Source organism: Niallia alba, assembly GCF_012933555.1.
GTDB lineage: Bacteria > Bacillota > Bacilli > Bacillales > Cytobacillaceae > Niallia > Niallia alba.
Map to the genome: position 1 here is coordinate 974977 of NZ_JABBPK010000001.1, position 25059 is coordinate 1000035.

Consider the following 25059-nt stretch of genomic DNA (forward strand, 5'->3'; position numbering starts at 1 on the left):
ATTTATTAATTAATGGGGGATAAATCATGAAACTAAATAAAAACTTTTCATTGTTACTGATCGGGCAGTCTTTTGCAAATATAGGGGACGTCCTCTATACGGTAGGTGTTATTAGTATTATCTACGAGATAAAGGGATCGGCAACGACAGCATCTTTCGTTCCTTTTATAATCACAACCTGTATGTTTATATCAAGTATTATAACACCCCTTTTCGTTGGAAAAGTTCCATTGAACCGGTTATTAGCAGGTTCGCAAATTGGAAAAACAGTATTCCTTTTACTCTTAGGCCTATTCTTACCAGGGATAACGGAATCAAATTATTATGTCGTCTTTATGGTGATAGCTTGCATTGCCTTTCTTGATGGCTGTGCAAATCCAATCAGACAAACATTAATACCTTATTACGTTAAACCGGAAAAATTAATGAAAGCAAATGGAATCACAGAAACAGCAACACAATTAATCCAAGCAGCAATGTGGTTTGTAGGAAGTATGTTTCTCCTTTTTTTTAGTCCACAGCAATTAATTTGGTTTGTTGGCGGATTATTTCTTATTTCAAGTACCTTACTATGGTTGTTGGAAAAAGTATCTGCCCAAGTTATCGGTACAGCAGGGAAGATAGAACAAATCAAAGAGGGATGGAAGACATTATTTCATACGCCTGTTTTACAGAAATTGGCTTTGGTTGAATGTTTAGAAAGCCTTGCTGGAACAGTATGGATTGCGGCTGTTTTATATGTATTTATTCAGGATGCTTTAAAGGTAGACCAACAGTGGTGGGGATTTATAAATGGAGCATTCTTTTTAGGATTAATTTTGGGAAGTCTCTATTGCATGAAGTATTCTTCCTTAGTAGGAAGAAAATTGGAGTCATTTCTAATAGTAGGCTCTTTTTTAAGTTTTCTTCTCACGATATTATTTAGTTTAAATAGCATTCCCATCCTTGCTTTAGCAATATCATTTGGAGTCGGTATTTTTACACAAGTAAAAAATATCCCTCAACAAACGGTCATTCAAACAAGTGTTCACAAAGAAAAACTATCGACGGTATATACTTCGCTAGGAGCAATTAGTACCGGGATTTTTGGACTTGGCTCTTTATTAATGGGAATATTAACAGATATATTTGGAGTAAGAACAGTCTTTGTTTTCTCAGGTTTCCTCCTTGCGTTTGTCAGTATGATAATTTATAAAAATAAATCTTTGTTTATTCGTCAAAATTATTTAGAAAAAGAACGAAACTAATCCTCGGAAACTCGACCTCGACTATATTGGTCGAGTTTTTTGAATTATCAGTTCGAAAATTATTGAATAAATAATTCGAATAATTTAAAATGTGAATAAATGGAGATGTTTTCCAGTGAAAGTTTTTAGCACAACAGGTCGGAAACAAGAGAAGTATCAAGTTGAAATAAAGCATTCGATTTTATGGGAATGTGCTCTAGGGATAGCCGCTATCACAAATGATCGTCTACTGGATTCATTAGAAAAACCTGAGAGCTATTGGAAAGATATTAGATTAAGCCTTTCTAAAGATTTACAAGCACACTTAGACTACGTAGAAACGAATAATACATGGAAAGCGCTGCTTCAATTGCTTCATCAAAAGGATTTTTCCAGCCTAGAAGTATTTACCGAATATATCGATAAACTTACAGAAAGAGAATTAATCTATCAATGTATTCCATTCATAAGTGAAAACTATCAGCCTATTAGAGAGCAGGCTGCTGATAAAAACGAATCTGCGATAGAGCAGTTAAGAGAAGCAACAAAAGATAACCCTTTTTTTCCAAGCTATATTTCTTTTATTTGCAAAGTGGATGAAAAGCAATTAAAGCAGCATCTAATAACGGTCATGAGTGGATGGTTTGAATCAGTCGTACAACCTGAATTAAATAAATTAACATCGATCTTACAAACAGATGCCCAAGCAAAAGAAAAGATGAAACAGAAAATGGAACCAGAGGAATTTGTAGAATGGGCTACGGGAGGGATAAGTTATTTGCCAGAACCAAGCGTTTATAAGGTATTGCTCATTCCCCAGTACATATATAGACCATGGAATATAGCTGCAGATTTAAAAGGAATAAAAGTCTACTATTATCCGGTTTCAAATGAAAGTATATCTCCAAGTGATAAATATATGCCGAGTAATTTTCTTGTTTTGAAACATAAAGCCTTAGGGGATGAGTTTCGTCTAAGAATGGTAAAATTACTGTTTGAAAAAAGTCGAACCTTACAAGAAATAACGGAAAAATTAGAAATGGGAAAGTCCACGATTCATCATCATTTAAAAATTTTGAGATCTGCACAGCTAGTAGGAATAGAAGATGGAAAATATGTGTTAAAGAATAGTGCTATCACATCTATAGCAAAAGAATTGGAGCAATACATTCAGCAATAATAGATTTTGAAGTAAAATCACTTAGTATATGATCAAGACTTAGCATATACAAGCTAAAACAAGGAGGATATTAGCTAAAACAAGGAGGAAATCAGCCAAAATGAGGGGGATATCAGCCAAAGCAAGAGGATATCAGCCAAAATGAGGGGGAAATCAGCCAAAGCAAGGAGGAAATCAGCCAAAATGAGGGGGAAATCAGCCAAAGCAAGGAGGAAATCAGCCAAAATGAGGGGGATATCAGCCAAACCAGTGAGGATATCAGCCAAAACAAAGAAAGTGGTGTTCGTTTGAATATTTTCCGAAATAAATCATTCACTTTCATGTGGATTGGAAATGGCATGTCGGAGTTGGCGGGAGCTTTTGGAACTTTTTGCAACTCTCTATTAATCTATGAAATCACCGGTTCTTCTTGGGCGTTAGGAAGTATGTGGCTATTATATTTCATACCATCCCTCACACTTCAACTTTTTATTGGCCCATACATTGATCGCTGGAGTAGAAAATGGATGATGATTTTCGCTCTTTGGAGCAGAGGATTAGTATTTCTATTTCCGCTCATCAGCTATATTACTAACTCATTAGTTCCATGGCATATTTATATTGTCCAACTTATCATTGGGTTAATAACCCCCATATACTCCCCAGCCAACCAAGCGATATTGCCTAGTCTTGTTTCGAAACAACAATTAAGCACTGCAAATGCTTATGTTGAAGGAATGGCAAGATTAATGACGTTTACAGCACCAGTTATAGCAGGGATTGTCATTGAATCTATTGGTATTGGCAGTACTTTATCTTTTATTTGTATTGCGCTAATTATTAGTGGAAGTCTTTTACTAGGCATTAATGAGGAAAGAGAAGATAAAGCAGAGAGAAAAGCATGGGTAACTGAATTTATGGAGGGAATTAGCTACTTTTTTCAACAAAGAACAATTGTATGGCTAGGTATTTTTCTAGCATTTGTTCAATTTGGAGTAGGGGTTACTATGGTTATCAATATTCCTTATATCAAAACGGTACTAGACGGAAATAATGCTATGTATGGGTATTTTATGGCAGGTTTTCCTTTAGGTTATATGCTAGGGACATTGTTTGTTGGAAAAATAAAATTTCAATCGAGGAGGCGATTAATGCTAGGGGCTCTATTTATTGGAGGATTGACCTACATTAATCTCGGGATTATAAGTTCTATCATTATTGCTATCATTACAGAAATAATTGCTGGTATAGGAATGGCATTTTTTAGCATCCATAATATAACGATTTGTCAGCAAATCGTACCCAATCATTTAATGGGGAAAATTATTTCGGTCAGATCCTTCATTATTCGAGCAATGATGCCATTTGGCGTATTAATAGGCGGGGCATTAAGTGAACTATGGGGCATTCGACCTTTATATGTTTTCATTGGGGCGGTAATTGTGACCACCTCTTTATTGGGAATAACGCTTCCATATTTTGCATTTCTTGATAAAGAGCATAAAAAGAAGCTTACTGCTTAAGTTCAGATAGAAAAGACTAGGAAAACTTATCGTTGTTTTCCTAGTCTTTTCTATTAATATTTTTTTAATACAATGGCTGAATTATGACCACCAAAGCCAAAGGAATTGGATAGACCAATGGATAAGGACGCTTTTCTAGCTCCTTCAGGGATGTAATCTAAATCACAGGCAGGGTCTGGATTTTCTAAGTTAATTGTTGGTGGGATAATGCCTTCTCGCAAACTCTTTACAAGAGCAATTGCTTCAGCCCCACCAGCAGCACCAAGCATATGACCAAGCATCGACTTATTTGCGGTTACTGGGATTTTATAGGCTTGTTCTTCAAATAATCGCTTAATAGCTAATGTTTCCGATAAATCTCCCACTGGTGTACTCGTTGCATGGGCGCTAATCACATCTACGTCAGCAGGAGTAATATTTGCTTTTGCTAAAGCATTTTTCATGGCAAGAAAAGCACCTCTTCCTTCTGGATGGGTTGCAACCATATGATGGGCATCTGAGCTTGCTCCATATCCGATGATTTCAGCTAATATAGGAGCATTGCGTTTAATGGCATGTTCTAAGTCTTCAATTACTAAAATAGCTGCACCTTCACTCATTACAAAACCATCACGATTTATATCAAAAGGTCTACTTGCTGATGTAGGTTCCTCGTTTCTTGTAGATAATGCTCTTGCATTTCCAAAACTCGCTAAAGATAAATTTGTAACAGCAGCTTCTGCACCGCCAGCAAACATAACATCAGCATCGCCATTACGAATCGTATGAAAAGCTTCCCCAATCGATGTATTTCCGATTGAACAGGCAGTTACAGGAGAGAGAGAAGGACCTTGAGCTCCAAGTTTGATGCTAATTTGTGCAGCAGCAGCATTAGAAATCATCATGGGCACTAAGTTAGGGCTAACTCGATTTGGTCCTCTTTGATTTAAAGTATTGACGTTATCAATAAGGGTTGTCAAACCGCCGATTCCTGATCCAACATAAACACCTAGACGTTCTTTATCTACTAATTCGATATTTAACTGCGAGTCTGTTAACGCTTCTTCAGCTGCAGCTAAAGCAAACTGGCTAAACCGATCGAGTTTCTTCGCTTCCTTTGCTCCCCATCTATCTTCTGGATGAAAGTCTGTTACAATTCCAGCTATTTTAGTTTTAGAATTAGAGACATCTAAATGTTCAATAGGACGGATTCCAGATTCCCCTTTTAGGAGGCGCTGCCAATAATCACCTACATTGTTTCCTAACGGTGAAATAATCCCCATTCCAGTTATCACAACTCTTTTCACCATTTTTCCCCCATTCCTTTTTTCTTTATTGTATTCTTTTATTATCCTATTACAAGTTGTAGTTTATACTAGTATAAATAGTACTAGCTTAGAAAGGATAATACATATGAATAGAGATATAAGATTAGAAGCGCTATCTGATTTTCTAAAAACAAAGCGTTCAAAAATCCAGCCACAAATGGTCGGTCTTCCTGTTGGGAGTAGAAGGAGAACAGCGGGACTTCGGCGTGAAGAAGTAGCACAGTTAGCGGGAGTAAGCACTACTTGGTACACATGGCTAGAGCAGGGAAGAGATATTAAAGTGTCTATCTCCGTTCTCGATGCAGTAGCAGACGCCCTGCAATTAAATTTGGATGAGAGAAAATATGTATATGGATTAGCTTTTGAAGAGGGAAATTCCTTTTTTCCTAAGGAAGAGGAAGAAGGCATCATTACCCCTTCCTTAGAGCGAATTTTAAAAGAGCTTCGTTATTGCCCTACTATTATTACCGATCGCCGGTCTTTTATTGTAGGATGGAATGAAGCTGCTAAACAAGTATTCTTGGATTTCGAAAAGCTCCCGCTTGAAAAAAGAAATCTGATTGAATTGCTTTTTTCGAGGAAGGAGCTACGAGCATTGGCAGTCAATTGGGAGGACTTTGTCAAAGGATTTATCTCTATCTTTCGTACGTATTTAGGTCAATATATGGCAGATGAATGGTATGGAGAATTTATTGAAAATATGAAAAAGAACTATCCTGTTTTCAATAAGATGTGGAATGAAAGTGAAATAAGCTCTGCTCCTGAGGTATTAATTGAATTTCGTCATTCTAAGGCAGGCAAAATGATTTATAATTTAACTTCTTTACAGGTTCATGGTGCGAATGATTTAAGATGTAGTATTTACACACCAGTTGATGGAACAGGTACAGAGGAGAAGATTAAGCATTTGATTAAATGAGTGTAAACATCCAAATAAGGGACACAGCCATTGGTTGTGTCCACTAGACTATTGTATAAATTAATCAATAAGCTGTTTAATCCCATCCACAATAGGAGTTTCAGAACGTCCAAGCAACTTCTCAAAATCATTGCTTTCAATTTCTAATGAACCTTCACGAATATCCTTTTGGATAGCAACAAGCATTGGAACAAGAAAGTCTGGTACGCCAGCTTGTGTTATTATGTCTGCATAAGTTGTGTCATCTACTTGTTGGACAGGTACTTCTTTTCCAATTACCTGGCTAACAGCAGCAGCGATTTCTTCCTGAGTCAATAGTTTACCAGAAAGCTCATAAATCGTATTTTCGTGTCCATCTCCTGTAAGGACGGCGGCTGCAGCTTCTGCATAGTCTTGTTGTAAAGCCCAGCCAACTTTTCCATTTCCAGCAGCGGTAACCCATGGGGCACCAGCAAGGACGCCTTGAATAGTGGATAGTTCATTTTCAAGATACCAGTTATTGCGCAAGAAGGAATATGCGATACCAGATTTAAGAATGGCTTCTTCTGTTGCTTTGTGAACTTTGGCAAGAAAGTTTGTGCTTTCTTGGGCGTTCGCAATACTTGTATATGCGATAAAGGAAACACCAGCGTTTTTAGCTGCTTCAACAGCATTGTTATGTTGGCGAATTCTTGTTTCCGTATCGCCATCTGCTGAAATAAATAATAAGCGGTCAATTCCTTTAAAGGCTGCCTCTAATGTTTCTGGACGGTCGAAATCCCCTTGGCGAACGTCAACACCTTGTGCACGTAGTTCTTCTGCTTTTTCAGGATTACGGACACTAACAGCAAGCTGATCAACAGGAACTGATTTTAATAAAACATTCACTATTTTTGAACCGAGTTTGCCAGTTGCACCTGTTACTAATAGTTTCATTCTAAATTCCCTCCTAATTGTTTTGCATTTACATTATAACCAAGTCAATCTTTCTTCATTGATACAGGATGATTGGTTACTTGTTGTATATTAGTTATAGGTATATAGTATATTTATAGTAACAAAAATAAAAGTAGTTATTTTTTTATGACATAGTCACATAAATAGTACCATGGGAAGGAGAGATAAAATGGCACGTTATTTTGTTCAAGGGGAACCTTCATCGAATGAAGAGGAAGGTTTCTGTCCTGTAACGTATACGCAAAATTTAACAGCAGGAAGATGGAAAATTATTATTTTATGGCATTTAAGTCAGGGAACAAAACGTTTTAATGAACTGCAAAGGCTTTTACCTGGCATTTCAAAAGGAATTTTAACAAGACAGTTGAGGGAATTAGAAGCAGATCAAATGGTGCACAGAGAAGTATATAAAGAGGTGCCGCCTAAGGTCGAGTATTCTTTAACAGAAAAAGGAGTTAGCTTTATACCGATTCTTGATTTAATGGGGGAGTGGGGGAAGAGGCATTATAAGGATTAAAAAATGGGGACAAATTATTGTCCCCATTAGCTTTTTATAAAACTTTATTCAAGAAGTCTTTTGTACGCTCATTTTGTGGATTTCCGAAAATTTCTTGTGGTGTACCTTCTTCCACAATATATCCGTTATCCATAAAGATAACGCGGTCTGCCACTTCTCTAGCAAAGCCCATTTCATGTGTTACGATAACCATTGTCATTCCTTCTTGTGCCAACTGTTTAATAACATTTAATACTTCTCCAACCATTTCTGGGTCAAGAGCACTTGTTGGTTCATCGAATAGCATAATATCAGGGTTCATCGCAAGGGCACGTGCGATTGCTACCCTTTGTTTTTGACCACCTGATAATTTAGCCGGATTTTCGTTCGCTTTCTCTTTCAAGCCTACACGTTCTAATAGCTCTAACGCTTTTTCTTTTGCTTGCTGTGGTGTAGCCTTTTTTAAATCAACTGGTGCAAGTGTGATATTTTCCAATACTGTTAAGTGTGGGAAAAGATTAAAGTGCTGGAACACCATACCGATATTTTCTCTAATTTTGTTAATATCATTTTTCTTATCTGTTAAATTAAAATCGTTTACTACGACTTCACCACTTGTAACTTCTTCTAACATATTTAAGCAGCGGAGAAGGGTACTTTTTCCGGATCCAGAAGGACCGATTAAGCAAACAACTTCGCCTTCTGTTACCTGTAAATCAATTGATTTCAATACTTCAAGATTACCATATGATTTTTTCAGATTCGTCACTTTAAGCTTGGCCATTTTTAATCCTTCTTTCTAATACATTTGATACTTTTGTTAGAATCATGATCACAATAAAGTACATAATACCGACGATTAGCCACATTTGGAATGATTCTAAGTTTCTTGCAATAATAATTTTTCCGCTTTGTGTCAATTCGTTAATACCGATGATGGAAAGAATAGACGTATCTTTTAATGTAATAACAAATTGGTTAATAAATGCTGGAATCATTAATTGAATAGCCTGTGGAAGCACTACTTTTCTCATTGCTTTTCCATAAGGAAGACCTAGACTGCGTGCAGCCTCCATTTGACCTTTATCAACTGACTGAATTCCTCCACGAACTATCTCCGCCATGTAAGCACCAGCGTTTAAGCTTAAGGTAATAAGACCGGCAGCAACAGCTGAAATTCGGAAATCAAGGGCTGCTGGGATTCCAAAGTAAATAAAGAATGCTTGAACAATTAATGGTGTTCCTCGGAAGATATCGATATAAATAACAGCAATAGTGCTCAATACTTTATTTTTTGCAATACGTAATAAGCCGAAGATAATCCCAAGTACTGTTGCAATTAAAAGGGAAACGACTGTTAAAATCAGTGTCATTTTTAGACCAGACAATAAGCTTGGAAAGCTCTCTTTTAATAGACCGAAAAAGCCGTTTCCTTCTTCCGCCTCTGAACCTGTTTCTAAGTATTTATCTAATATTTCTTGATATTCACCAGATGCTTTTAAATTAGCTAGACCTGCATTAAACATTTCAAGAAGCTCTGTATTTTGACCTTTAGAAACAGCAAAACCATATGATGCTCCCGCTTCTTTGTCTGTTACAATTTTCAAGCCATTGCCTTGCTTGATTCCATAAGCTAATACAGGATAGTCATCAAATACAGCAACAGAATTTCCTGTTCTTACTTCTTCGTACATATTAGCAGAGTCGTCAAAAGTTACGATTGAAAATCCGTATTCATCTTTGATGCTGGCAGCAAAGCTAGCACCCTCTGTTCCTGTTTTAACAGCAACCTTTTGTCCTTTTAAATCATCATAAGAAGCAACTGTATCATTATCACTGTCCACTGCCATTATGATACCAGAATCAAAGTAAGGTTCTGAGAAATCAAACTTTTTCTGTCTTTCTTCTGTAATACTCATTCCGGCAATAACCGCGTCCACTTGTTTCGATTCCAATGCTTGTACAGCAGCATTAAATCCAAGTGGCTTCATTTCATATTTGAAACCTTGATCTTTTGCAATTGCAGCGATTAAATCCATATCGATTCCAACGAAATCACCACTTACATCCTGAAATTCAAATGGTGCAAATGTAATATCTGTAGCAATCTGATAAACTTTCTCCTTAGCTTCTGCTTTTGTTATAGGAGAAATAATATTCAACATAGTTAAGACAACTATAAAGAATAAAATTAATTTAGACATCCTTTTCTTTTGCTTCATTCGTGTAACTCCTTTTCGCTTTTTTCTTGATATTTATAAAGTCCTTCGTATTCATATGTTAGATAATCTAACAAACACATAATTAAAATAATACTAAACAATCTTGAGATTGTACAGATAGGAATATATAGAGAAAATTTACCAATTTTTCTTGAGGCAGTGGATTACATAACGGAAAGTATGTTATACTTTAGGTACTTAGAACGAAAGGGATGATGGGTGAACGATGAAGAACTAATCTTATTTTTCAAAAATTTGAATGAAATAAATTTCAAATTAAACAAAAATAGGATTAGTCTGCCCATTTCCATAAATCGCTTTTCTGTGTGTATCTCTAATGGTATGCGCACAATTATTGATCGATATGCACAGTTTTTTTGTATGCGATCGCGATTATGAACGAGCAAATAATTAGGTATGGCTAATCCTTCCAACGATAATTGGGAGGATTTTTTTCTCCCTTCTGAAGGGATTTGATACGATGATAGAACTTTTAAAGTTAGTAAATGTAGGTTATGAAGTGCTGGATACAACTATTTTTGAAAAAATAAATGCCAGTGTACAACAGGGAGAGGTTATTGGGATTATTGGTAAAAATGGTGCAGGTAAATCGACCTTATTGCAATTAATAAATAAAGATATGGTTCCGACTGAAGGACACATCAAGTGGGTGAAGGACGATACAGTGGCTAAAATGGTCGAACAGGAAACAGAAAACTACGCTTTCAAGGAAGAAAATCCTGTGGAAAAGAAACTACTGGAAAAATGGCAAGTGCCTATAAATGATTTTCAGAAAATGAGTGGCGGGGAAAAGTTAAAGGCGCGTCTTGCCAAAGGGTTTGCGTTTGAGACTGATCTCTTGTTATTAGACGAACCGACAAATCATTTGGATGAACAAAGTATGAAACTGCTGCAGGAACAAATAAAAACATATAAGGGCACGGTTATTCTTGTATCCCATGATCGCTATTTTTTAGATGAGGTCACGTCAAAAATTTGGTCGATTGAAAATAAAAAGCTTATCGAACATAAAGGGAATTATACGAGTTATATGGAAGTTCGAGAGCAAAAGAGATTAACGATGCAGCGGGAATATGACAAACAGCAGAAGAAAATCAAGCAAGTGGAAGGGCAAATGAAGGAGCTTACTTCTTGGTCCCATAAAGCACATGCACAATCAACGAAACAAGAGTTTCCAAAAGAATATTATCGGTCAAAGGCAAAACGAATGGATGCCCAAGTAAAATCAAAACAAAAGCGTTTAGAAAAAGAATTGGAAAAAAACAAAGTAGAGCGGATAGAAGAGGACTATAAGGTAATCTTTTCGATTGAAGCAAATAAAAAGGTTGGCAAACGCTTTTTGGAAATAAAGGATTTATCCAAAACATTTGGCTCACGTGTGTTGTTTGAAAAAGGGAATGTCATGATTAAACATGGTGAGAAGGTTGCCATTATAGGACCGAATGGAAGCGGAAAGACAACCTTATTAAACATTATACTAGGAAAGGAAAAGGCTGAAGGGGAAGTATGGATTTCTCCAACTGCTAATATTGGATATTTAACACAGGAAGTATTTGATCTCCCATTAGAGCAAACACCTGAACAGCTATTTTTTAAAGAGACGTTTGCAGAAAGAGGAAAAATACAAACGTTAATGAAACATTTAGGGTTTATGGCATCTCAATGGAAGGAACCGATAAAAAATATGAGTATGGGGGAACGGGTAAAGTGTAAGCTAATGGCTTATATTTTAGAAGAAAAAGATGTGCTGATTCTCGATGAGCCAACCAATCATCTTGATTTACCATCCCGTGAACAATTAGAAGAAACATTATCTCAATATAACGGAACGCTTATCATTGTATCCCATGACCGTTATTTTCTAGAAAAAACGACAACGACTAAGTTAGTCATAGCGGAAGGTACAATCCAAAGACAATGGACGGAGTCTCCAAAACAGGAAAGAGATAATAAAGAAGAACTTCGCTTGAAACTAGAGACAGAAAGACAAGAAGTTTTAGGAAAATTAAGCTTTATGACTCTGAAGGATAAAGACTATGCAGAATTAGATAGAAAGTTTCTTGAATTGACAAGGCAATTAAAGGAGTTGTAAAGACTAGTTATGGTGGGATGAGGAGGAAAACTCCTTGTCCCACTTTTTTATAGAAAAGAAAACCCTGGGCTATGCCTAGGGTTCCAAAAAGCTTACAGCGTGGTATTAAAAAAACTTCCTCGTGGTGCTAAAATATTTTTTGGTTCGCCAACCGAAAATAAATAGCCAGGAGGAAGTCCTTATGTCAAAAGACAATAATAGTTTAGCACACACAACTTGGAATTGTAAGTATCACATAGTATTTGCACCAAAATATAGAAGACAAATAATTTACGGGAAAATAAAGAAAGATATTGGGCAAATCTTACGTACCTTGTGTGAGAGGAAAGGCGTAGAGATAATAGAAGCAACTGCGTGTAAGGACCACGTACATATGTTAGTGAGTATTCCGCCAAAATTAAGTGTATCAGCATTCGTAGGATATCTAAAAGGAAAAAGTAGCTTGATGATATTTGATAGACATGCACAACTGAAATATAAGTATGGAAATCGAAAATTTTGGTGTACAGGATATTATGTAGATACGGTAGGAAGAAACAAGAAGGTAATTGAAGAATATATCCGTAATCAAATACAAGATGATCTAGTCGCAGAACAATTAACGATTATGGAATATATTGATCCATTTACAGGGGAAGAAGTGAAGAAAAAGAAACGAAAAAATTAGGAGAGAAGGCCTTTGAGGTCTGGCCAGTAGAAGTAGTACAATTGGCGAACCTTTCAGTAGCCCTTTAGGGTTTGGTCAGTAACAAAGGCTTTCAGCCGCAGAGAAAACCACCCGTTCTCACGGGTGGTCCTTATTTAGATTGATTTAGGCATGGATTGTGAGTGGGGAGACTAGGACAATAAAACGAAATTTTGGAGTATATCTTAATTACAGTTCATAGGAATTTAATTTGTTAAATAATAAATAATCGCTGCTATTGCCAGTGAGACAATAGCAGTTAAACCAGTTATCGTCGAAAGTTTCACTTTTAAAGTACGGTCCTCTTTTGTTTCCGTAAAATGATGGTTTCTATGCTGACGTCCATCTGTCCAGGCCCCAATAAAAATACCAGAAATGAATATAGCAATGATGCCAACTATCAGAAAAAAGTTAAACATGTTTTTCCCCCATTCCAAATCGTGCAGTTCTTTTCAAAATATACGGTTTCCTCCACCTAAAAGTTACAGAAATATATGATTATTTATGCTTTAATTAGAATAAAGAGGAGGAATGGACATGAGAATACCTGATAAGCTACAAAAAGGTGATGAGATTAGAGTAATAGCCCCTAGTCGAAGTGCGACAATTTTATCCGAAGAGGGAATAGCGCAAGCAAAGAAAAGATTAGAAGACCTTGGATTTATGGTTACGTTTGGCAAACATATTTTCGAATCAGATTTACAGTTTTCAGCGACAATTGAGCATCGGGTTGAAGATATTCATGATGCTTTTCGGGATAAAAAGGTGAAAGGGATTTTAACTGTAATTGGTGGTTTTAACTGCAATGAGTTATTGCCTTATTTGGATTATGATTTAATAAAAGCCAATCCAAAGATACTTTGTGGGTATAGTGATATTACTGCTTTAGCAACAGCCATCACAACAAAGGCTGATTTTATTACATATTCAGGACCGCACTTTTCTAGCTTTCAAATGGATAAGTTACAGGAATACCAAACGGAGTATTTCCAGAAATGCTTGATGGAATCAAAGGAATTTATTGTAGAGCCTTCTGATGTATGGACAGATGATGCATGGTATTTGGATCAAGAAAATCGCCAATTCGAACCAGGGGGATGGAATGTATATCAAGAGGGGGAAGTGAAAGGGCAATTGTTTGGTGGAAATCTTTGTACTTTAAATTTGCTGCAGGGAACAGTGTATATGCCGAATCTTGCAGATAGCATCCTATTTGTAGAAGATGATGAATTAACCATTCCAGAAACGTTTGCAAGAGACTTAACTTCTTTATTACAGACTGCTGGCTCCATAAAAGCGCTAGTAATTGGGAGATTTCAAAAAGCTTCAAAAATGTCAGAGGAGCAGCTCCTATTCATCCTAGATAAGCATCCTAGTTTGAAAAAAATTCCTGTTCTATATAATGTTGATTTTGGCCATATTCAACCATTCTTTACTTTTCCAATTGGAGGGGAAGTAGAGATTGATACGATGACACATGGAATGAAGATAACTACTTTTTAAACGATCCAGAGGAGGAATCAACTTGGAGCTTAAAGAAAAAATAAAAAATCTGCCAACATCTCCAGGGGTGTATTTAATGAAAGACTCCTCTGGTCACATCATTTATGTTGGCAAATCAAAAAAATTAAAAAACAGAGTTTCCTCTTATTTTCAGCATTCGAAAAATCGACTGGGTAAAGTGGAAAAGCTTGTAAAGCATATAAAGGATTTCGACTTTATCCTAACAGATACGGAATTTGAGGCATTGATGCTGGAATGTAAACTAATAAAGGAAATTCAACCTATGTACAATAGGATGATGAAAACGACAAAGGCTTATAATTACATCGTTTTTCGCTGGAAGAAGGGCATCTACCATATGGAGATTGCTAATGAGATGGATAAGGACGACGTTCATTATTACTTTGGCCCTTTCACTAGTAAAGGAACAGTAGAAAATGTGATAAATGGAATAAAAGCATTTTATAAAATGGATTGCTCCCAAGAGAAGTGGAGTCAAGGTCCGTGCTTGAATTATTCCATCGGAAAGTGTATGGGTATTTGTTTTGACCCAATAGCCAAAGAAGCTCACCAACAAATTATTCATCGGCTTATCGCTTTATTGAATAAAAAGAGTAATAGTGTACTAGAAGAGATGTCCACAAAATGATTGAGGCTTCCAGTAATGTTGAGTTTGAGAAGGCAGCGGAAATTAGAGATACGATAGCAAAAATTAAGGCAATTTTACAAACAGAAACAGTCATCCATTTTATGAAGAAAAATCAACTAATAATTGCAGCAGAGTACTTAGATGATTTTCGTATAAAGGTGTTTTTCATTAGACGAAATGAAATTATCGACCGGGAAATATATATAGCAAATAATGTTGATAGGCAAGATGTAGTGCGGAAGATAAACTCACTCCTTTCGATGGACATTCAACATATCAGTACATTGGAAAAAGAAGAAATGGACGAAGCTTATATTATTTATAAATATTTAAACAGTGGTGATTGTAAGTATACGATTATATCGCAGGAATGGAACAAGAATATGGATAACCTATGGACCAATTTAGTGAAATGACTCTTCCTCAACGAAGAGCAGCTTATTTTTAGATTTATTCTTTTCGGAATAAGAGATAGATCCCCCAAAGCAGAGGAGGAAATAAACATGCTGTCAAAAGAACAAATTTCAGAAATTAAAGAGCTAAAGGACGTTTGTGAGAAAAAGGAAGGCTATGAATTAAAGCTTAACTTCGATATGCTAGAAAACCGAAATGAGGATAATAAAGAGGATTTTTTCCATTATGAAGACGGTAAACTAGTTGGGTTTTTGGGAAGTTACTACTTTGGTAGAAAAGTAGAGTACTGTGGAATGATCCATCCAAATTATCGAAGAAAAGGGATATTTACGAATTTGTTAAATCAAGGATTGGAAGAGGCAAGAAAGAGAGGCGCACAGAACATCTTATTTAATGCCCCTGCTGCATCGCAGAGTGGAAAGGATTTTCTAGTAAGTATTCCATGTACTTATGCTTTTTCTGAACATCAAATGAAATGGCATCAGACAGAGTTAATGGAGGATACAACGATTTCGCTAAGAGCATATGATTATGCTCGAGACAAAGAAATAGAAATTCAGCTTGATGTTTTAGGATTTGGTATGGCGGAAGAGGATGCTCGAGAGTATGTGGAAATACTAAAAGAACAAAATGATAATCAGCGAATGATTATTGAGATAGATGGAAAAGCAGTCGGAAAAATCAGAGTTTCTGAATTAGATGGAGAAGCTTGGATTTATGGTTTTGTGATATTTCCAGAGCTTCGCGGGCAAGGAATTGGCAGAAGGGCTTTAACTAAAGTGGTAAAAATGGAAGAAGCAAAGGGTTTGCCGATTTTTTTAGAAGTAGAAGCCAAAAATGCTCGTGCGCTTAAGCTTTATGAGTCTTGTGGATTTAAAAGCTACCATTCTCAAGATTATTACGAATTTAATATGTAGGTATCCTAAGAAATTGGGATACCTACACTATATTTATATAACTCTTATCGGGCAATAAAACCCCACCGATAGAAGTTTCTTATGTTAAAGGAAGAGTGGTAATACAAGTATTATCATCTTTAAAAGTAGTAAATTCAGTCTTAGTTGTTTTACCATCATAGGAGATGGTAATTTGAAAATCCTTATTGCGAGGAAGCCAAACATCAATAAAACCGTTTTGTTGAGACGTTAGAAGTTCATCTACATAAACATTTCCCTCTTGATCTTCAATATATACAGCAAATTCCTTATTAGCTAATTCCCCGCGGCAACCTGCTAGATTATGGATTGCACATGGATGCGTTTCAGTTAAGTAAGGAGCAAATGAAACGAAAAATTCATCTTTTGGTAAGCGATAGATAAGCTCATCGTTTTCAAGCGTATTTACTGTTAATGTATCAGAACTAATGGAAGCAGTGGTTGCTGACTTCTTACCAGCACTATAATCTTGGACCAGTTGCTTTAGCTCTTTGCCGTCCGTTTTTTCATATCGATTATTTTGATTGATGATCAACAGGACGGTTACAGCAAATATTATTGTAATAAATATCGGAATGATAAGTTTCTTTTTCTTCATTTTAATCGCATTCTCCCTTTCAAGTTTGACTGCTTTTTATAAAGATAACAAAAATAAATCGAGAAATTATGGATGAAAAATGGAGATTTTGTGAATTTTTCGATTCAACTGAAGAAGAGGATAGGTTAGTTATGTAAAAAAAATGTGAAAAAAGTCCTTTCTCTCTCTTGTTTCTCTAACTATTTTCCTATAAAATTTGTAATAGAAGAAAAAGGAAATACATATATTTCATTATTTAAATAGAATAATATGATAAAGGCAAATTCATCGAAAGGTGAAGACGCAAAGCTATAGGGACTAAGATCTTGGAGATTAAGTCAGCCAGTTACCGATTTATCTTTATAAACGGAAGGCTAATCGGTAGAAGATTAGCCTTTTTCCATTATTAGGATAGCAGTAATATGCAGATGATAGTCTCACTAATGATAAGGTGAGGAGAAAGATGGGGATATTCTATTTTTGCTGCGGAATAATGTGTGGTATTTTCTTGTGGATATTAAATGATAAGCGGAAATATAATAAATGGAAATCGAAAATAGAGAAAGAAGATGTTATGTTTCGCTTAGTGGAAAGCTCGAAAGATATCATTTACAGATATGAAGTAAAGCCGCAAATGCGACATTCGTATATTAGTCCTTCTGCCAATTCTATTTTAGGAGATGGCATGGTCAAAGAAATCTATCGAAATCCGTATGTTCCCTTAGAGATTATTCATCCAGATGACTATGATATTATGTATAAAAAACTTCATGGAAAAATTGATTATAGCAAACCTTTAATTCAACGAATGAGATGCTTGGATGGAACTTATAAATGGTTTGAGGAATATGCTACCCCTATATATGAATATGGCGAATTAATAGCTATTCATGGAATCATTCGAAATATTGACGAGAAAGTTATACTACGACAGAATTTAGAGTATCAACTGATCCATGATGCATTGACAGAAGTACATAATCGTTTTTACTTTGAACAGAAGATGGAAGAGTTTGATACAAAAACAGATGAAGCAATCGCCATTATTTTATGTGATTTAGATGAACTAAAGCAAGTAAATGATAAATATGGTCATAAACAAGGTGACGACCTAATCAAAGAAGCTGGAAAATTACTAAACGCTTTTTCTTCTCCGTACATAACGGTCTCAAGAATCGGTGGGGACGAGTTTGTTTTATTAATTCAAGGTATGATAAAGGAAGAAATGGAAGAATTGTATAATAGGATGTCCAGTGAATTAAACGGAAAGGAAGCAAATAGTACGGTGAAGATGTCCATTGGCTTCGCATTCACGCTAAGCTCTCTTGGGAAAATGACAGCATTATTTACACAAGCGGATAAAAATATGTATGAGAATAAGATGGCAAAAAAGAAAAGAGCAAGAGATAATCAACTGGATGTTTCCTTAAAATAATTTATAAGACTTATAAGAGGCTGGAACAAAAGTATTCCAACTAAATATAAACCCAAACAATTATACGTAAATGCTGATTGATAAAACTTCCGTATAATTGTTTGGGTTTTTTATTAATTTTAAGAAAGAAGATTTGTGGTTATTACCCGCAGACTGAATACACTTCGCTTTCCATGGGGCGAGCGCCAAGCCTCCTCGTCACTGCGTTCCTGCGGGGTCTCGGACTTTCTCGCAGCTCCCATAGGAGTCTACGTGTATTCAGTCTGCTCCGTTTTTCCTACTAATTATATTTTCTTTTGAAAAGAATTAGGAAACTTATTGGTTTCGCTAATAAATGAGAGATAGTTCGTTTTACCCATTAGATATTTTCTTTTGTCTCAGTCTCTTATTTTCGGATAAAAAAATGATTTATGCTCCAATACGATTCTTGATGTGATTAGATCCGAAGCTCGTTCCATAATAATAATGTCTTCCTTTTTTCTTTTCCCAATGCAATTGAACGGATGTTTTCTTTCCATCCTCTGTCTCGATAAGGAACGTATCTTGATCAATTCTTCTTCTAGTCTTAACTTGACAACCAGTATTGCTAATATCAACAATATTTCCATTAATCGTTTTTTTAGCTAGATGTATACAGATATCCATACTTGTTTGTTCTCTGATTGTTTTGCGAACTAATTTTTTGGGTTTGTGTTCAGTCTTAAAGAAAAATTGAATAAGTGCGCCAAGTACAGAAGCCTTTGCATAGACCCTACTTGAATAAATATCACTTGATTCAACGAATAATAAGGAAATCAGTCCTTTATATTGGTCAGAATTGATATCCACAAAGGAAACACCTAAGAAATAAGAGTCTTTTTCTTTTGTAACCCATTGTTTCTTTACTTTGATGTCTTTCGCCTTGCCGACATTCAGATATATATCTTCTTTCTGTAACTGTAATCTGTCATATTCCTTTTTATTTAACCTAATCCGTCCACCCGTTTCACTCAGGTCCATAACAGTACAAGGAATTTCTAAGCCGTGGTTATTTGCGATGGTAGCACTTCGTTTGACGGTAAATCTTTCCGTTCCTCTAAATCGAGGTCTTTCAACCGTAATAAGTAAAGCAATAAGAATAGCCAATGCGTTATAAACAACCCAAAATATATTAATGATTAGCATTTCTGTATTTTGATATATCTGAATAGGTGTAAACAGATGAATACCAATCATACATAACGAAACAACAGTCATCAGTAATAGAACAAAGTAGGGAATTGTAAGTTTCCAGTGGAAGTTTCGACTGTCATTTTGAATTCCTTTACTTGTCACATTAAATTTACCTCTCTCTTTGAGGAATACCTCTGACAGTACGGAATATGCCATAAATGGAGCTAGTGATACTTCGTAAATATGACTCCATATAACACTTCTTTTATTATCAGCCATTCTTTTAAAAGCAAGCATGGAAGAGAAGAAGGCTGGAAACCAAAAGATAAGCAATGTTTTAAAATCTGTTTGTATACTGTAAATAGAAAATAGTAAAAATAACAGTGGTGCCAGTAAATAGACCATCTTATAAATTCCGAAGAACCAATAATGAATTCCATCTAAATATAATAATTTTTGCATAAACGATAATCCTTTTATTTTTAAAGGATTCCATTTACGAGCAACTTGAATATTTCCTCTTGCCCATCTGTCTCTTTGTTTAAGCAATTCTGGGAATGTTTCAGCAGATAATCCAACAGCTAACGTTTCATTTACAAACACCGTTTTTTGATTATCAGTCTGTAAGAACATCCCTGTAGCCATATCTTCTGTTATCACACCAGTGGCAAACCCACCGATATCTTCTAATGAAGATCTTCGAAATAATGCATTGCTTCCCACATACATTGTGGCGTTGAAGCGGTCTTTTCCTTCTTCTAATCTACGCATAAAGAAATCTTGTTCATTTGTTAATCGTTGTTCATAGAAAAGATTATATTGAAAAGGGTCTGCATTATAAAAAACTTGTGGTGCTTGTACAAAGGAAACGTCTTTATCTAGAAAGTGACCAACTGTACGTTCCAGAAAATTGATCTTTGGAACCATATCAGCATCCATTGTGACAATGATATCCCCATTTGTAATACTCATGGCATGATTTAAATTACCAGCTTTTGCGTGTTTATTATCTTCTCTTGAAATATAGTATGCTCCAAGCGATTCCGTTAATGCCTTAATTTCCGGTCTTTTGCCATCGTCACATACATATACCTTTACCTTATCTTCGGGATAACGCATTAAGAGACTGCCAGTAATGGTTCTCTTTAATAAGTCTTCTGGTTCATTATAAGTAGCTATAAATACATCAACTGTTGGTAATTCTCGGAAGGAATGTAATGGAATGGTTTTTCTTTTAAATGGTTTCCATGACAGGATAGTAAAAATAATGGACTGTGTGAATCCAGCCCACTCTGTAAATAAAAGTAAAAGTCCGAAAATAAAACTTATTATTCCCACGGTTGGAAGTGTGTAGAAAGTTCGCCAAATTAAATAGACTCCATTTAGCAGAATAAAGGAAAACAAAAGAATGTATTTGGACCAAAGATGTTTTTTTGCTGACATATATAGAAGGAATAGGATAACAGCTAAACCTGCTAAATAATAAAGTTCTATTTGCATATATCTTTGCTCCTTTTATTAGATGTATTTCTTAAATAACGAAACGTATTTTTACCCTTATTGGTAAATCCATCGATTCATTATATAGTGATTCGCCAAATTTTGCATGGATAAAAAAATGGAAAAAGAAAATGGATATTAAAAAAATACAGAAGATATTAAAAGAATACTATTGTTAACGCTTACAAACAGATGGTTTTTCTTCTACAATTTTAACTGTAAGACAAAAGGAAGAACAAATTAAGGGGGAAAAATCAATGAAAAGATGGAAATCCATATCCTTATTACTTGTTGTAATGCTAATTGCGGCTCTGATGGGAGCTTGTAGCAATAGCACAGGTGGTAGCAGTAATAAAATCAGTGTAGGTATTGTCTTGCCAACAAAAGATGAGCCACGTTGGGTTCAAGATGAACAGCGCTTTAAAGATGCGTTAAAAGATTCTGAATACACAACTGAAATTTTATTCAGCCAAGGTTCCTCTGCAAAAGAAAAAGAAAATGTGGAAACATTAATCAATAAAGGTATTGATGTACTTATCATTACACCGCAAGACGGGGCAGCGGCAGCAGCTGCAGTAGAAGCTGCAAAAAAAGATGATATTAAAGTTATCTCCTATGATCGTCTGATTACAGACACAGATGCAGTTGATTATTATGTCACTTTCGATAGTGTAGCTGTTGGTGCAGCTCAAGGGCAGTATTTAATTGATCACTCAGAAGGAAAAGAAGTACCGTTGTATCTTTATGCGGGAGCGGCATCAGATAACAATGCCTTCTTATTCTTTGAAGGAGCATGGAGTGTACTTCAACCGAAAATTGCCGATGGTACATTCAAAATCGCTAACTCAAGTGAGGCAGAAAAGGTAAAAGATAAGCAGGAGCTTAGCCGCGATGAAATGAGTAAAATCCTTGGACAGGTTACGACAAACTGGGATCCAAATGAAGCGAAAAATAAAGCCCAAACACATTTAACTGCAGTTGATACCGAGATGAAGGGTGATGTCGCTGTATTAGCACCAAACGATGGTACAGCACGTGCAATCGCAGATGTATTTGCTTCAGATGGTGATATTTCAAGCTATTTTGTAACAGGTCAAGATGCAGAAAAAGCATCTATTCAATATGTGATTGATGGAAAGCAATCCATGACTGTATTTAAAGATGTTCGCACATTAGTAACCGATGCAATGGGAATTGCCATTGATATCTTAGATGGAAAAACACCAGAAACTACAGGTTCTTATGATAATGGAGAGATCGATGTAAAAGCAAAACAAACAGACGTTATCGTCGTGGATAAAGATAATGTCCAAAAAGAATTAATTGACTCTGATTATTACGAAGCAAGCGAATTTACAGGATTAAAGTAATTTTTAAAAGGGATTAACCAAAAAGTCGACCTCACTTGATGTAATCCATGGAAATTATAAAGTGGATAGATTAAGTGGGGATCGACCCTTTAACCCATTCCCATTAAGATGCAAAGGAGGAAGAAAATGAGTGAATATATTCTCGAAATGAATGGGATTACAAAGGAATTTACAGGAGTTAAGGCATTAAGTGATGTGAATTTCAAAGTTGAAAAAGGAGAAATACATTGTTTAATCGGGGAAAATGGTGCGGGCAAATCGACTTTAATGAAAGTTTTAAGTGGAGTACATCCCTATGGAACATATGATGGAGACATTGTGTTCGAAGATGAAATTCAGCAGTTTCATCGAATTAGTGACAGTGTAAAAACAGGTATTGTTATTATTTATCAAGAGCTTGCATTATTTCCAGATTTAACGGTATATGAAAATATTTTTGCCGGCAATGAAGTCAAACAGGGTGGAGTTATTAACTGGAATCAAACAATTGTACAATCAAAGAAATTATTAGAAAAGGTGAAATTAGATGTCGCTCCAGACACGCTTGTTAAAGATTTAAGTGTAGGAAAAAGACAGCTAATTGAAATTGCAAAAGCATTAAGTAAAGATGTAAAACTTCTAATTTTGGATGAACCGACAGCAGCATTAAACGAAGATGACAGTGACAACTTACTCCAATTATTAAAGGAACTAAAGAAGCAAGGGATTACCTGTATTATGATTTCCCATAAGTTAAAGGAAGTTATCTCGATAGCAGACAAAGCAACTGTTCTTCGTGATGGGAAAACAATTTGTACATTAGATGCTGCACAAGGAGAAATTACAGAAAATATTATTATAAAAAATATGGTTGGTAGAGAAATAGAAGATATTTATCCGAAACGAGATAAGAAGGTAAAAGGAGAATCTGTTTTAGAGTTGAAAAATTGGAGTGCTTATGATCCTCAAATAGGGCGGGAAGTAGTAAAGAATATTAACCTTCATGTAAAGAAAGGTGAAATTGTTGGAATTGCAGGCCTAATGGGATCAGGACGAACAGAACTCGCATTAAGTATTTTTGGTAATGCTAAATCGTATAAAATTCAAGGGGAAATGTTGCTGGATGGGCAGACGCAAAAGCTTAAACACACGAGTGATGCCATTCAAGCAGGAATTGCATATGTAACAGAAGACCGTAAAGGAGATGGATTATTCTTGCTGCAAGACATTAAGAGTAATATCTCCGCTGCTAATTTGAAAGGAATTGCGCAAAAGGGAGTCATTAATCAAAACGAAGAAATTAAGATTGCAGATTCCTATAAAAAGTCGCTTCATATAAAAGCTTCATCTCTTGAACAGCTAGCTGGTAATTTAAGTGGAGGAAACCAGCAAAAAGTATCCCTTGGTAAGTGGCTATTTGTGGCTCCGAAACTATTAATCTTAGATGAACCGACTCGCGGAATTGATGTCGGAGCAAAATTTGAAATTTATAGTGTGATGAATAAGTTAATCGAAGAGGGGTTAAGCATCATCATGATTTCATCAGAGTTAGGAGAGGTACTTGGCATGAGTGACCGAGTATATGTCATGGCGCAAACAGAGATGAAAGGTGAATTGAATATAGAAGAAGCAAATCAAGAAAAAATTATGCAGCTGGCCACACAATAGGAGGGTGGGAAGAAGATGTATCAAGAAGCAAAGACACTTATTCGAGCAAATATTCGTGAATACGGAATGTATATTGCTTTGTTTGTTATTATTCTAGTATTTACAATTATGACAGACGGACTATTTATTTCTTCACGTAATATAAGCAACTTACTAGATTCAGCAGGATATATAGCAGTGCTCGCTGTTGCAATGACGCTAATAATTGTTATTCGTCATATCGATTTATCTGTTGGATTTGTTGCTGGATTTCTCGGTGCTATTGCAGCGATTCTATTAACACAGGCAGGTGTTCCTGTCTATATCGCGATTCCGATTATTCTTATTCTTGGAATTTTAGTAGGTTTGTTTAATGGCCTTTTAGTAGCCCAAGTAGGAATACCGTCATTTGTTGCAACCTTAGCTGGTATGTTGATTTTTCGCGGTGCGTTGCTACAGGTGACAGAGAAGACGGGAACGATTATTATTCAAAATGATGCATTCAATGCGATTGGTAATGGATATATTCCATCGTTATTGGAAGTAAATGGATTGCATCTGTTATCTCTATTAGTGGGATTAGCTGGAATTCTTGTTTATATTTATAGTGAAATATCTAATAGAAATAATAAGCTGAAGTATAAGTTCGATGTTCTTTCTAAACCAATGTTCCTTTTAAAACTAGCATTTGTTTCTGTCATTATTGCCTATATTACATGGATTCTTGCAGGATATAATGGATTTTCATGGACTGTCGTTATTATGCTTGCCGTCGTATTTGTATATCACTTCTTAACAACGAAAACAGTGCTTGGCAGACATATTTATGCAGTTGGAAGCAATCCGGAAGCAGCACATCTTAGCGGAATCAATGTGAAAAAGATTACTTATATTGTTTTCGGATCGATGGGAATGATGGCAGCATTGTCTGGTATTTTATTCACGGCCCGACTCCAATCTGCAACTACTACAGCGGGTACCTTATTCGAGTTAGACGCCATTGCAGCTGCTTATGTGGGAGGCGTTTCAGCAGCTGGAGGGGTTGGAAAAGTAACAGGAGCGATTATCGGAGCAATCGTAATGGCATCTCTTTCAAGCGGAATGAATTTACTAGGAGTTGGTATCTCTTATCAATATATGATTAGAGGAGGCGTTCTTGCAGGGGCAGTTATTTTTGATGTAATGACAAGAAAGTCAAAATAATTAGAGGAGAGACTAAGTCTCTCCTATTTCTGCTAAAACCTCGTTTTCTATCCATTAATCTTGTAATTCTTCACTAGGCTAGACATTTCTTATTCCATTGATTATAAGT

Annotated in this window: 22 protein-coding genes and 1 riboswitch; of the genes, 15 read left to right on the top strand and 7 right to left on the bottom strand. The window is 35.8% G+C overall.

Going from position 1 to position 25059, the window contains the following annotated elements:
- Positions 1-26: 26 nt before the first annotated feature.
- From HHU08_RS04915 to HHU08_RS04925, 3 genes are all read left to right on the top strand, one after another.
- Positions 27-1247 carry an MFS transporter gene (locus tag HHU08_RS04915; protein WP_169187932.1) on the top strand — a complete coding sequence of 407 codons (1221 nt, stop codon included), beginning with the start codon at positions 27-29 and terminating at the stop codon, positions 1245-1247.
- A 115-nt stretch (positions 1248-1362) separates the two neighbouring features.
- Entirely contained in the window at positions 1363-2406 is a 1044-nt protein-coding gene (locus tag HHU08_RS04920; protein WP_169187933.1) for an ArsR/SmtB family transcription factor, read from the top strand.
- A gap of 287 nt (positions 2407-2693) precedes the next feature.
- On the top strand, positions 2694-3908 hold the full coding sequence (locus HHU08_RS04925; RefSeq protein WP_169187934.1) for an MFS transporter: 1215 nt from the start codon (positions 2694-2696) through the stop codon (positions 3906-3908).
- A 53-nt stretch (positions 3909-3961) separates the two neighbouring features.
- Here the strand turns inward: HHU08_RS04925 and fabF are convergent, their stop codons facing one another.
- Positions 3962-5194 carry a beta-ketoacyl-ACP synthase II gene (gene fabF, locus HHU08_RS04930; protein WP_169189613.1) on the bottom strand — a complete coding sequence of 411 codons (1233 nt, stop codon included), beginning with the start codon at positions 5192-5194 and terminating at the stop codon, positions 3962-3964.
- A 106-nt stretch (positions 5195-5300) separates the two neighbouring features.
- On the opposite strand from fabF, the gene HHU08_RS04935 reads away from it, so the two are divergent.
- Complete coding sequence (locus HHU08_RS04935; protein ID WP_016202692.1) at positions 5301-6134, top strand: helix-turn-helix transcriptional regulator; 834 nt, start codon at positions 5301-5303, stop codon at positions 6132-6134.
- Between the two features lie 60 nt (positions 6135-6194).
- Here the strand turns inward: HHU08_RS04935 and HHU08_RS04940 are convergent, their stop codons facing one another.
- Positions 6195-7049: an SDR family oxidoreductase gene (locus HHU08_RS04940; protein ID WP_169187935.1), complete on the bottom strand. Its 855-nt coding sequence runs from the start codon at positions 7047-7049 to the stop codon at positions 6195-6197.
- Positions 7050-7239: 190 nt separating this feature from the next.
- On the opposite strand from HHU08_RS04940, the gene HHU08_RS04945 reads away from it, so the two are divergent.
- Positions 7240-7587, top strand: coding sequence for a winged helix-turn-helix transcriptional regulator (locus tag HHU08_RS04945; protein ID WP_169187936.1), 348 nt, complete (start codon positions 7240-7242; stop codon positions 7585-7587).
- Between the two features lie 34 nt (positions 7588-7621).
- Here HHU08_RS04945 and HHU08_RS04950 read toward each other — a convergent pair whose 3' ends face one another.
- Positions 7622-8350, bottom strand: coding sequence for an amino acid ABC transporter ATP-binding protein (locus tag HHU08_RS04950; RefSeq protein ID WP_016202695.1), 729 nt, complete (start codon positions 8348-8350; stop codon positions 7622-7624).
- Positions 8337-9788: an amino acid ABC transporter substrate-binding protein/permease gene (locus HHU08_RS04955; protein ID WP_016202696.1), complete on the bottom strand. Its 1452-nt coding sequence runs from the start codon at positions 9786-9788 to the stop codon at positions 8337-8339. The genes HHU08_RS04950 and HHU08_RS04955 overlap by 14 nt, the downstream gene beginning before the upstream one ends.
- A gap of 481 nt (positions 9789-10269) precedes the next feature.
- On the opposite strand from HHU08_RS04955, the gene abc-f reads away from it, so the two are divergent.
- Positions 10270-11901: a ribosomal protection-like ABC-F family protein gene (gene abc-f / locus HHU08_RS04960; RefSeq protein ID WP_169187937.1), complete on the top strand. Its 1632-nt coding sequence runs from the start codon at positions 10270-10272 to the stop codon at positions 11899-11901.
- 181 nt (positions 11902-12082) lie between these two features.
- Positions 12083-12568, top strand: coding sequence for an IS200/IS605 family transposase (tnpA, locus tag HHU08_RS04965; protein WP_061800923.1), 486 nt, complete (start codon positions 12083-12085; stop codon positions 12566-12568).
- Between the two features lie 224 nt (positions 12569-12792).
- On the opposite strand, the gene HHU08_RS04970 is transcribed toward tnpA, so the two are convergent.
- Complete coding sequence (locus HHU08_RS04970) at positions 12793-13005, bottom strand: DUF5316 family protein (RefSeq protein WP_169187938.1); 213 nt, start codon at positions 13003-13005, stop codon at positions 12793-12795.
- Between the two features lie 118 nt (positions 13006-13123).
- Between HHU08_RS04970 and HHU08_RS04975 the strand changes: the two genes are divergently transcribed.
- The 4 genes from HHU08_RS04975 to HHU08_RS04990 all read left to right on the top strand — a co-directional run bounded on the left by HHU08_RS04975 (position 13124) and on the right by HHU08_RS04990 (position 16069).
- Positions 13124-14089 (top strand): S66 family peptidase, encoded by a 966-nt coding sequence (locus HHU08_RS04975; protein WP_169187939.1) that lies wholly within the window; start codon positions 13124-13126, stop codon positions 14087-14089.
- 22 nt (positions 14090-14111) lie between these two features.
- On the top strand, positions 14112-14738 hold the full coding sequence (locus HHU08_RS04980) for a GIY-YIG nuclease family protein (protein ID WP_169187940.1): 627 nt from the start codon (positions 14112-14114) through the stop codon (positions 14736-14738).
- Positions 14735-15154 (top strand): UvrB/UvrC motif-containing protein, encoded by a 420-nt coding sequence (locus HHU08_RS04985; protein WP_169187941.1) that lies wholly within the window; start codon positions 14735-14737, stop codon positions 15152-15154. The genes HHU08_RS04980 and HHU08_RS04985 overlap by 4 nt, the downstream gene beginning before the upstream one ends.
- An 87-nt stretch (positions 15155-15241) precedes the next feature.
- Positions 15242-16069, top strand: a complete 828-nt coding sequence (locus HHU08_RS04990; protein ID WP_016202701.1) for a GNAT family N-acetyltransferase — start codon at positions 15242-15244, stop codon at positions 16067-16069.
- 79 nt (positions 16070-16148) lie between these two features.
- On the opposite strand, the gene HHU08_RS04995 is transcribed toward HHU08_RS04990, so the two are convergent.
- Complete coding sequence (locus tag HHU08_RS04995) at positions 16149-16685, bottom strand: CueP family metal-binding protein (RefSeq protein ID WP_169187942.1); 537 nt, start codon at positions 16683-16685, stop codon at positions 16149-16151.
- Positions 16686-16932: 247 nt separating this feature from the next.
- A riboswitch (cyclic di-GMP riboswitch) is annotated at positions 16933-17018 on the top strand.
- A 109-nt stretch (positions 17019-17127) separates the two neighbouring features.
- Between HHU08_RS04995 and HHU08_RS05000 the strand changes: the two genes are divergently transcribed.
- Positions 17128-18099, top strand: a complete 972-nt coding sequence (locus tag HHU08_RS05000) for a sensor domain-containing diguanylate cyclase (RefSeq protein ID WP_169187943.1) — start codon at positions 17128-17130, stop codon at positions 18097-18099.
- A 408-nt stretch (positions 18100-18507) separates the two neighbouring features.
- On the opposite strand, the gene HHU08_RS05005 is transcribed toward HHU08_RS05000, so the two are convergent.
- Positions 18508-20751, bottom strand: a complete 2244-nt coding sequence (locus tag HHU08_RS05005) for a glycosyltransferase (RefSeq protein ID WP_169187944.1) — start codon at positions 20749-20751, stop codon at positions 18508-18510.
- 257 nt (positions 20752-21008) lie between these two features.
- Here HHU08_RS05005 and HHU08_RS05010 point away from each other — a divergent pair, with 257 nt between their 5' ends.
- The 3 genes from HHU08_RS05010 to HHU08_RS05020 all read left to right on the top strand — a co-directional run bounded on the left by HHU08_RS05010 (position 21009) and on the right by HHU08_RS05020 (position 24950).
- Positions 21009-22121 carry a sugar ABC transporter substrate-binding protein gene (locus tag HHU08_RS05010; RefSeq protein ID WP_169187945.1) on the top strand — a complete coding sequence of 371 codons (1113 nt, stop codon included), beginning with the start codon at positions 21009-21011 and terminating at the stop codon, positions 22119-22121.
- A 126-nt stretch (positions 22122-22247) separates the two neighbouring features.
- Positions 22248-23768 carry a sugar ABC transporter ATP-binding protein gene (locus tag HHU08_RS05015; protein ID WP_016202707.1) on the top strand — a complete coding sequence of 507 codons (1521 nt, stop codon included), beginning with the start codon at positions 22248-22250 and terminating at the stop codon, positions 23766-23768.
- A gap of 15 nt (positions 23769-23783) precedes the next feature.
- Positions 23784-24950 (top strand): sugar ABC transporter permease, encoded by a 1167-nt coding sequence (locus HHU08_RS05020; RefSeq protein ID WP_016202708.1) that lies wholly within the window; start codon positions 23784-23786, stop codon positions 24948-24950.
- The last annotated feature ends 109 nt before the right edge of the window (positions 24951-25059 follow it).

Coding starts and splice junctions, on each gene's coding strand:
- HHU08_RS04915 (WP_169187932.1), top strand. CDS start 27: ATGAAACTAAATAAAAACTTTTCATTGTTACTGATCGGGCAGTCTTTT.
- HHU08_RS04935 (WP_016202692.1), top strand. CDS start 5,301: ATGAATAGAGATATAAGATTAGAAGCGCTATCTGATTTTCTAAAAACA.
- HHU08_RS04940 (WP_169187935.1), bottom strand. CDS start 7,049: ATGAAACTATTAGTAACAGGTGCAACTGGCAAACTCGGTTCAAAAATA.
- HHU08_RS04945 (WP_169187936.1), top strand. CDS start 7,240: ATGGCACGTTATTTTGTTCAAGGGGAACCTTCATCGAATGAAGAGGAA.
- HHU08_RS04950 (WP_016202695.1), bottom strand. CDS start 8,350: ATGGCCAAGCTTAAAGTGACGAATCTGAAAAAATCATATGGTAATCTT.
- HHU08_RS04955 (WP_016202696.1), bottom strand. CDS start 9,788: ATGAAGCAAAAGAAAAGGATGTCTAAATTAATTTTATTCTTTATAGTT.
- abc-f (WP_169187937.1), top strand. CDS start 10,270: ATGATAGAACTTTTAAAGTTAGTAAATGTAGGTTATGAAGTGCTGGAT.
- tnpA (WP_061800923.1), top strand. CDS start 12,083: ATGTCAAAAGACAATAATAGTTTAGCACACACAACTTGGAATTGTAAG.
- HHU08_RS04970 (WP_169187938.1), bottom strand. CDS start 13,005: ATGTTTAACTTTTTTCTGATAGTTGGCATCATTGCTATATTCATTTCT.
- HHU08_RS04975 (WP_169187939.1), top strand. CDS start 13,124: ATGAGAATACCTGATAAGCTACAAAAAGGTGATGAGATTAGAGTAATA.
- HHU08_RS04985 (WP_169187941.1), top strand. CDS start 14,735: ATGATTGAGGCTTCCAGTAATGTTGAGTTTGAGAAGGCAGCGGAAATT.
- HHU08_RS04990 (WP_016202701.1), top strand. CDS start 15,242: ATGCTGTCAAAAGAACAAATTTCAGAAATTAAAGAGCTAAAGGACGTT.
- HHU08_RS04995 (WP_169187942.1), bottom strand. CDS start 16,685: ATGAAGAAAAAGAAACTTATCATTCCGATATTTATTACAATAATATTT.
- HHU08_RS05000 (WP_169187943.1), top strand. CDS start 17,128: ATGGGGATATTCTATTTTTGCTGCGGAATAATGTGTGGTATTTTCTTG.
- HHU08_RS05005 (WP_169187944.1), bottom strand. CDS start 20,751: ATGCAAATAGAACTTTATTATTTAGCAGGTTTAGCTGTTATCCTATTC.
- HHU08_RS05010 (WP_169187945.1), top strand. CDS start 21,009: ATGAAAAGATGGAAATCCATATCCTTATTACTTGTTGTAATGCTAATT.
- HHU08_RS05015 (WP_016202707.1), top strand. CDS start 22,248: ATGAGTGAATATATTCTCGAAATGAATGGGATTACAAAGGAATTTACA.
- HHU08_RS05020 (WP_016202708.1), top strand. CDS start 23,784: ATGTATCAAGAAGCAAAGACACTTATTCGAGCAAATATTCGTGAATAC.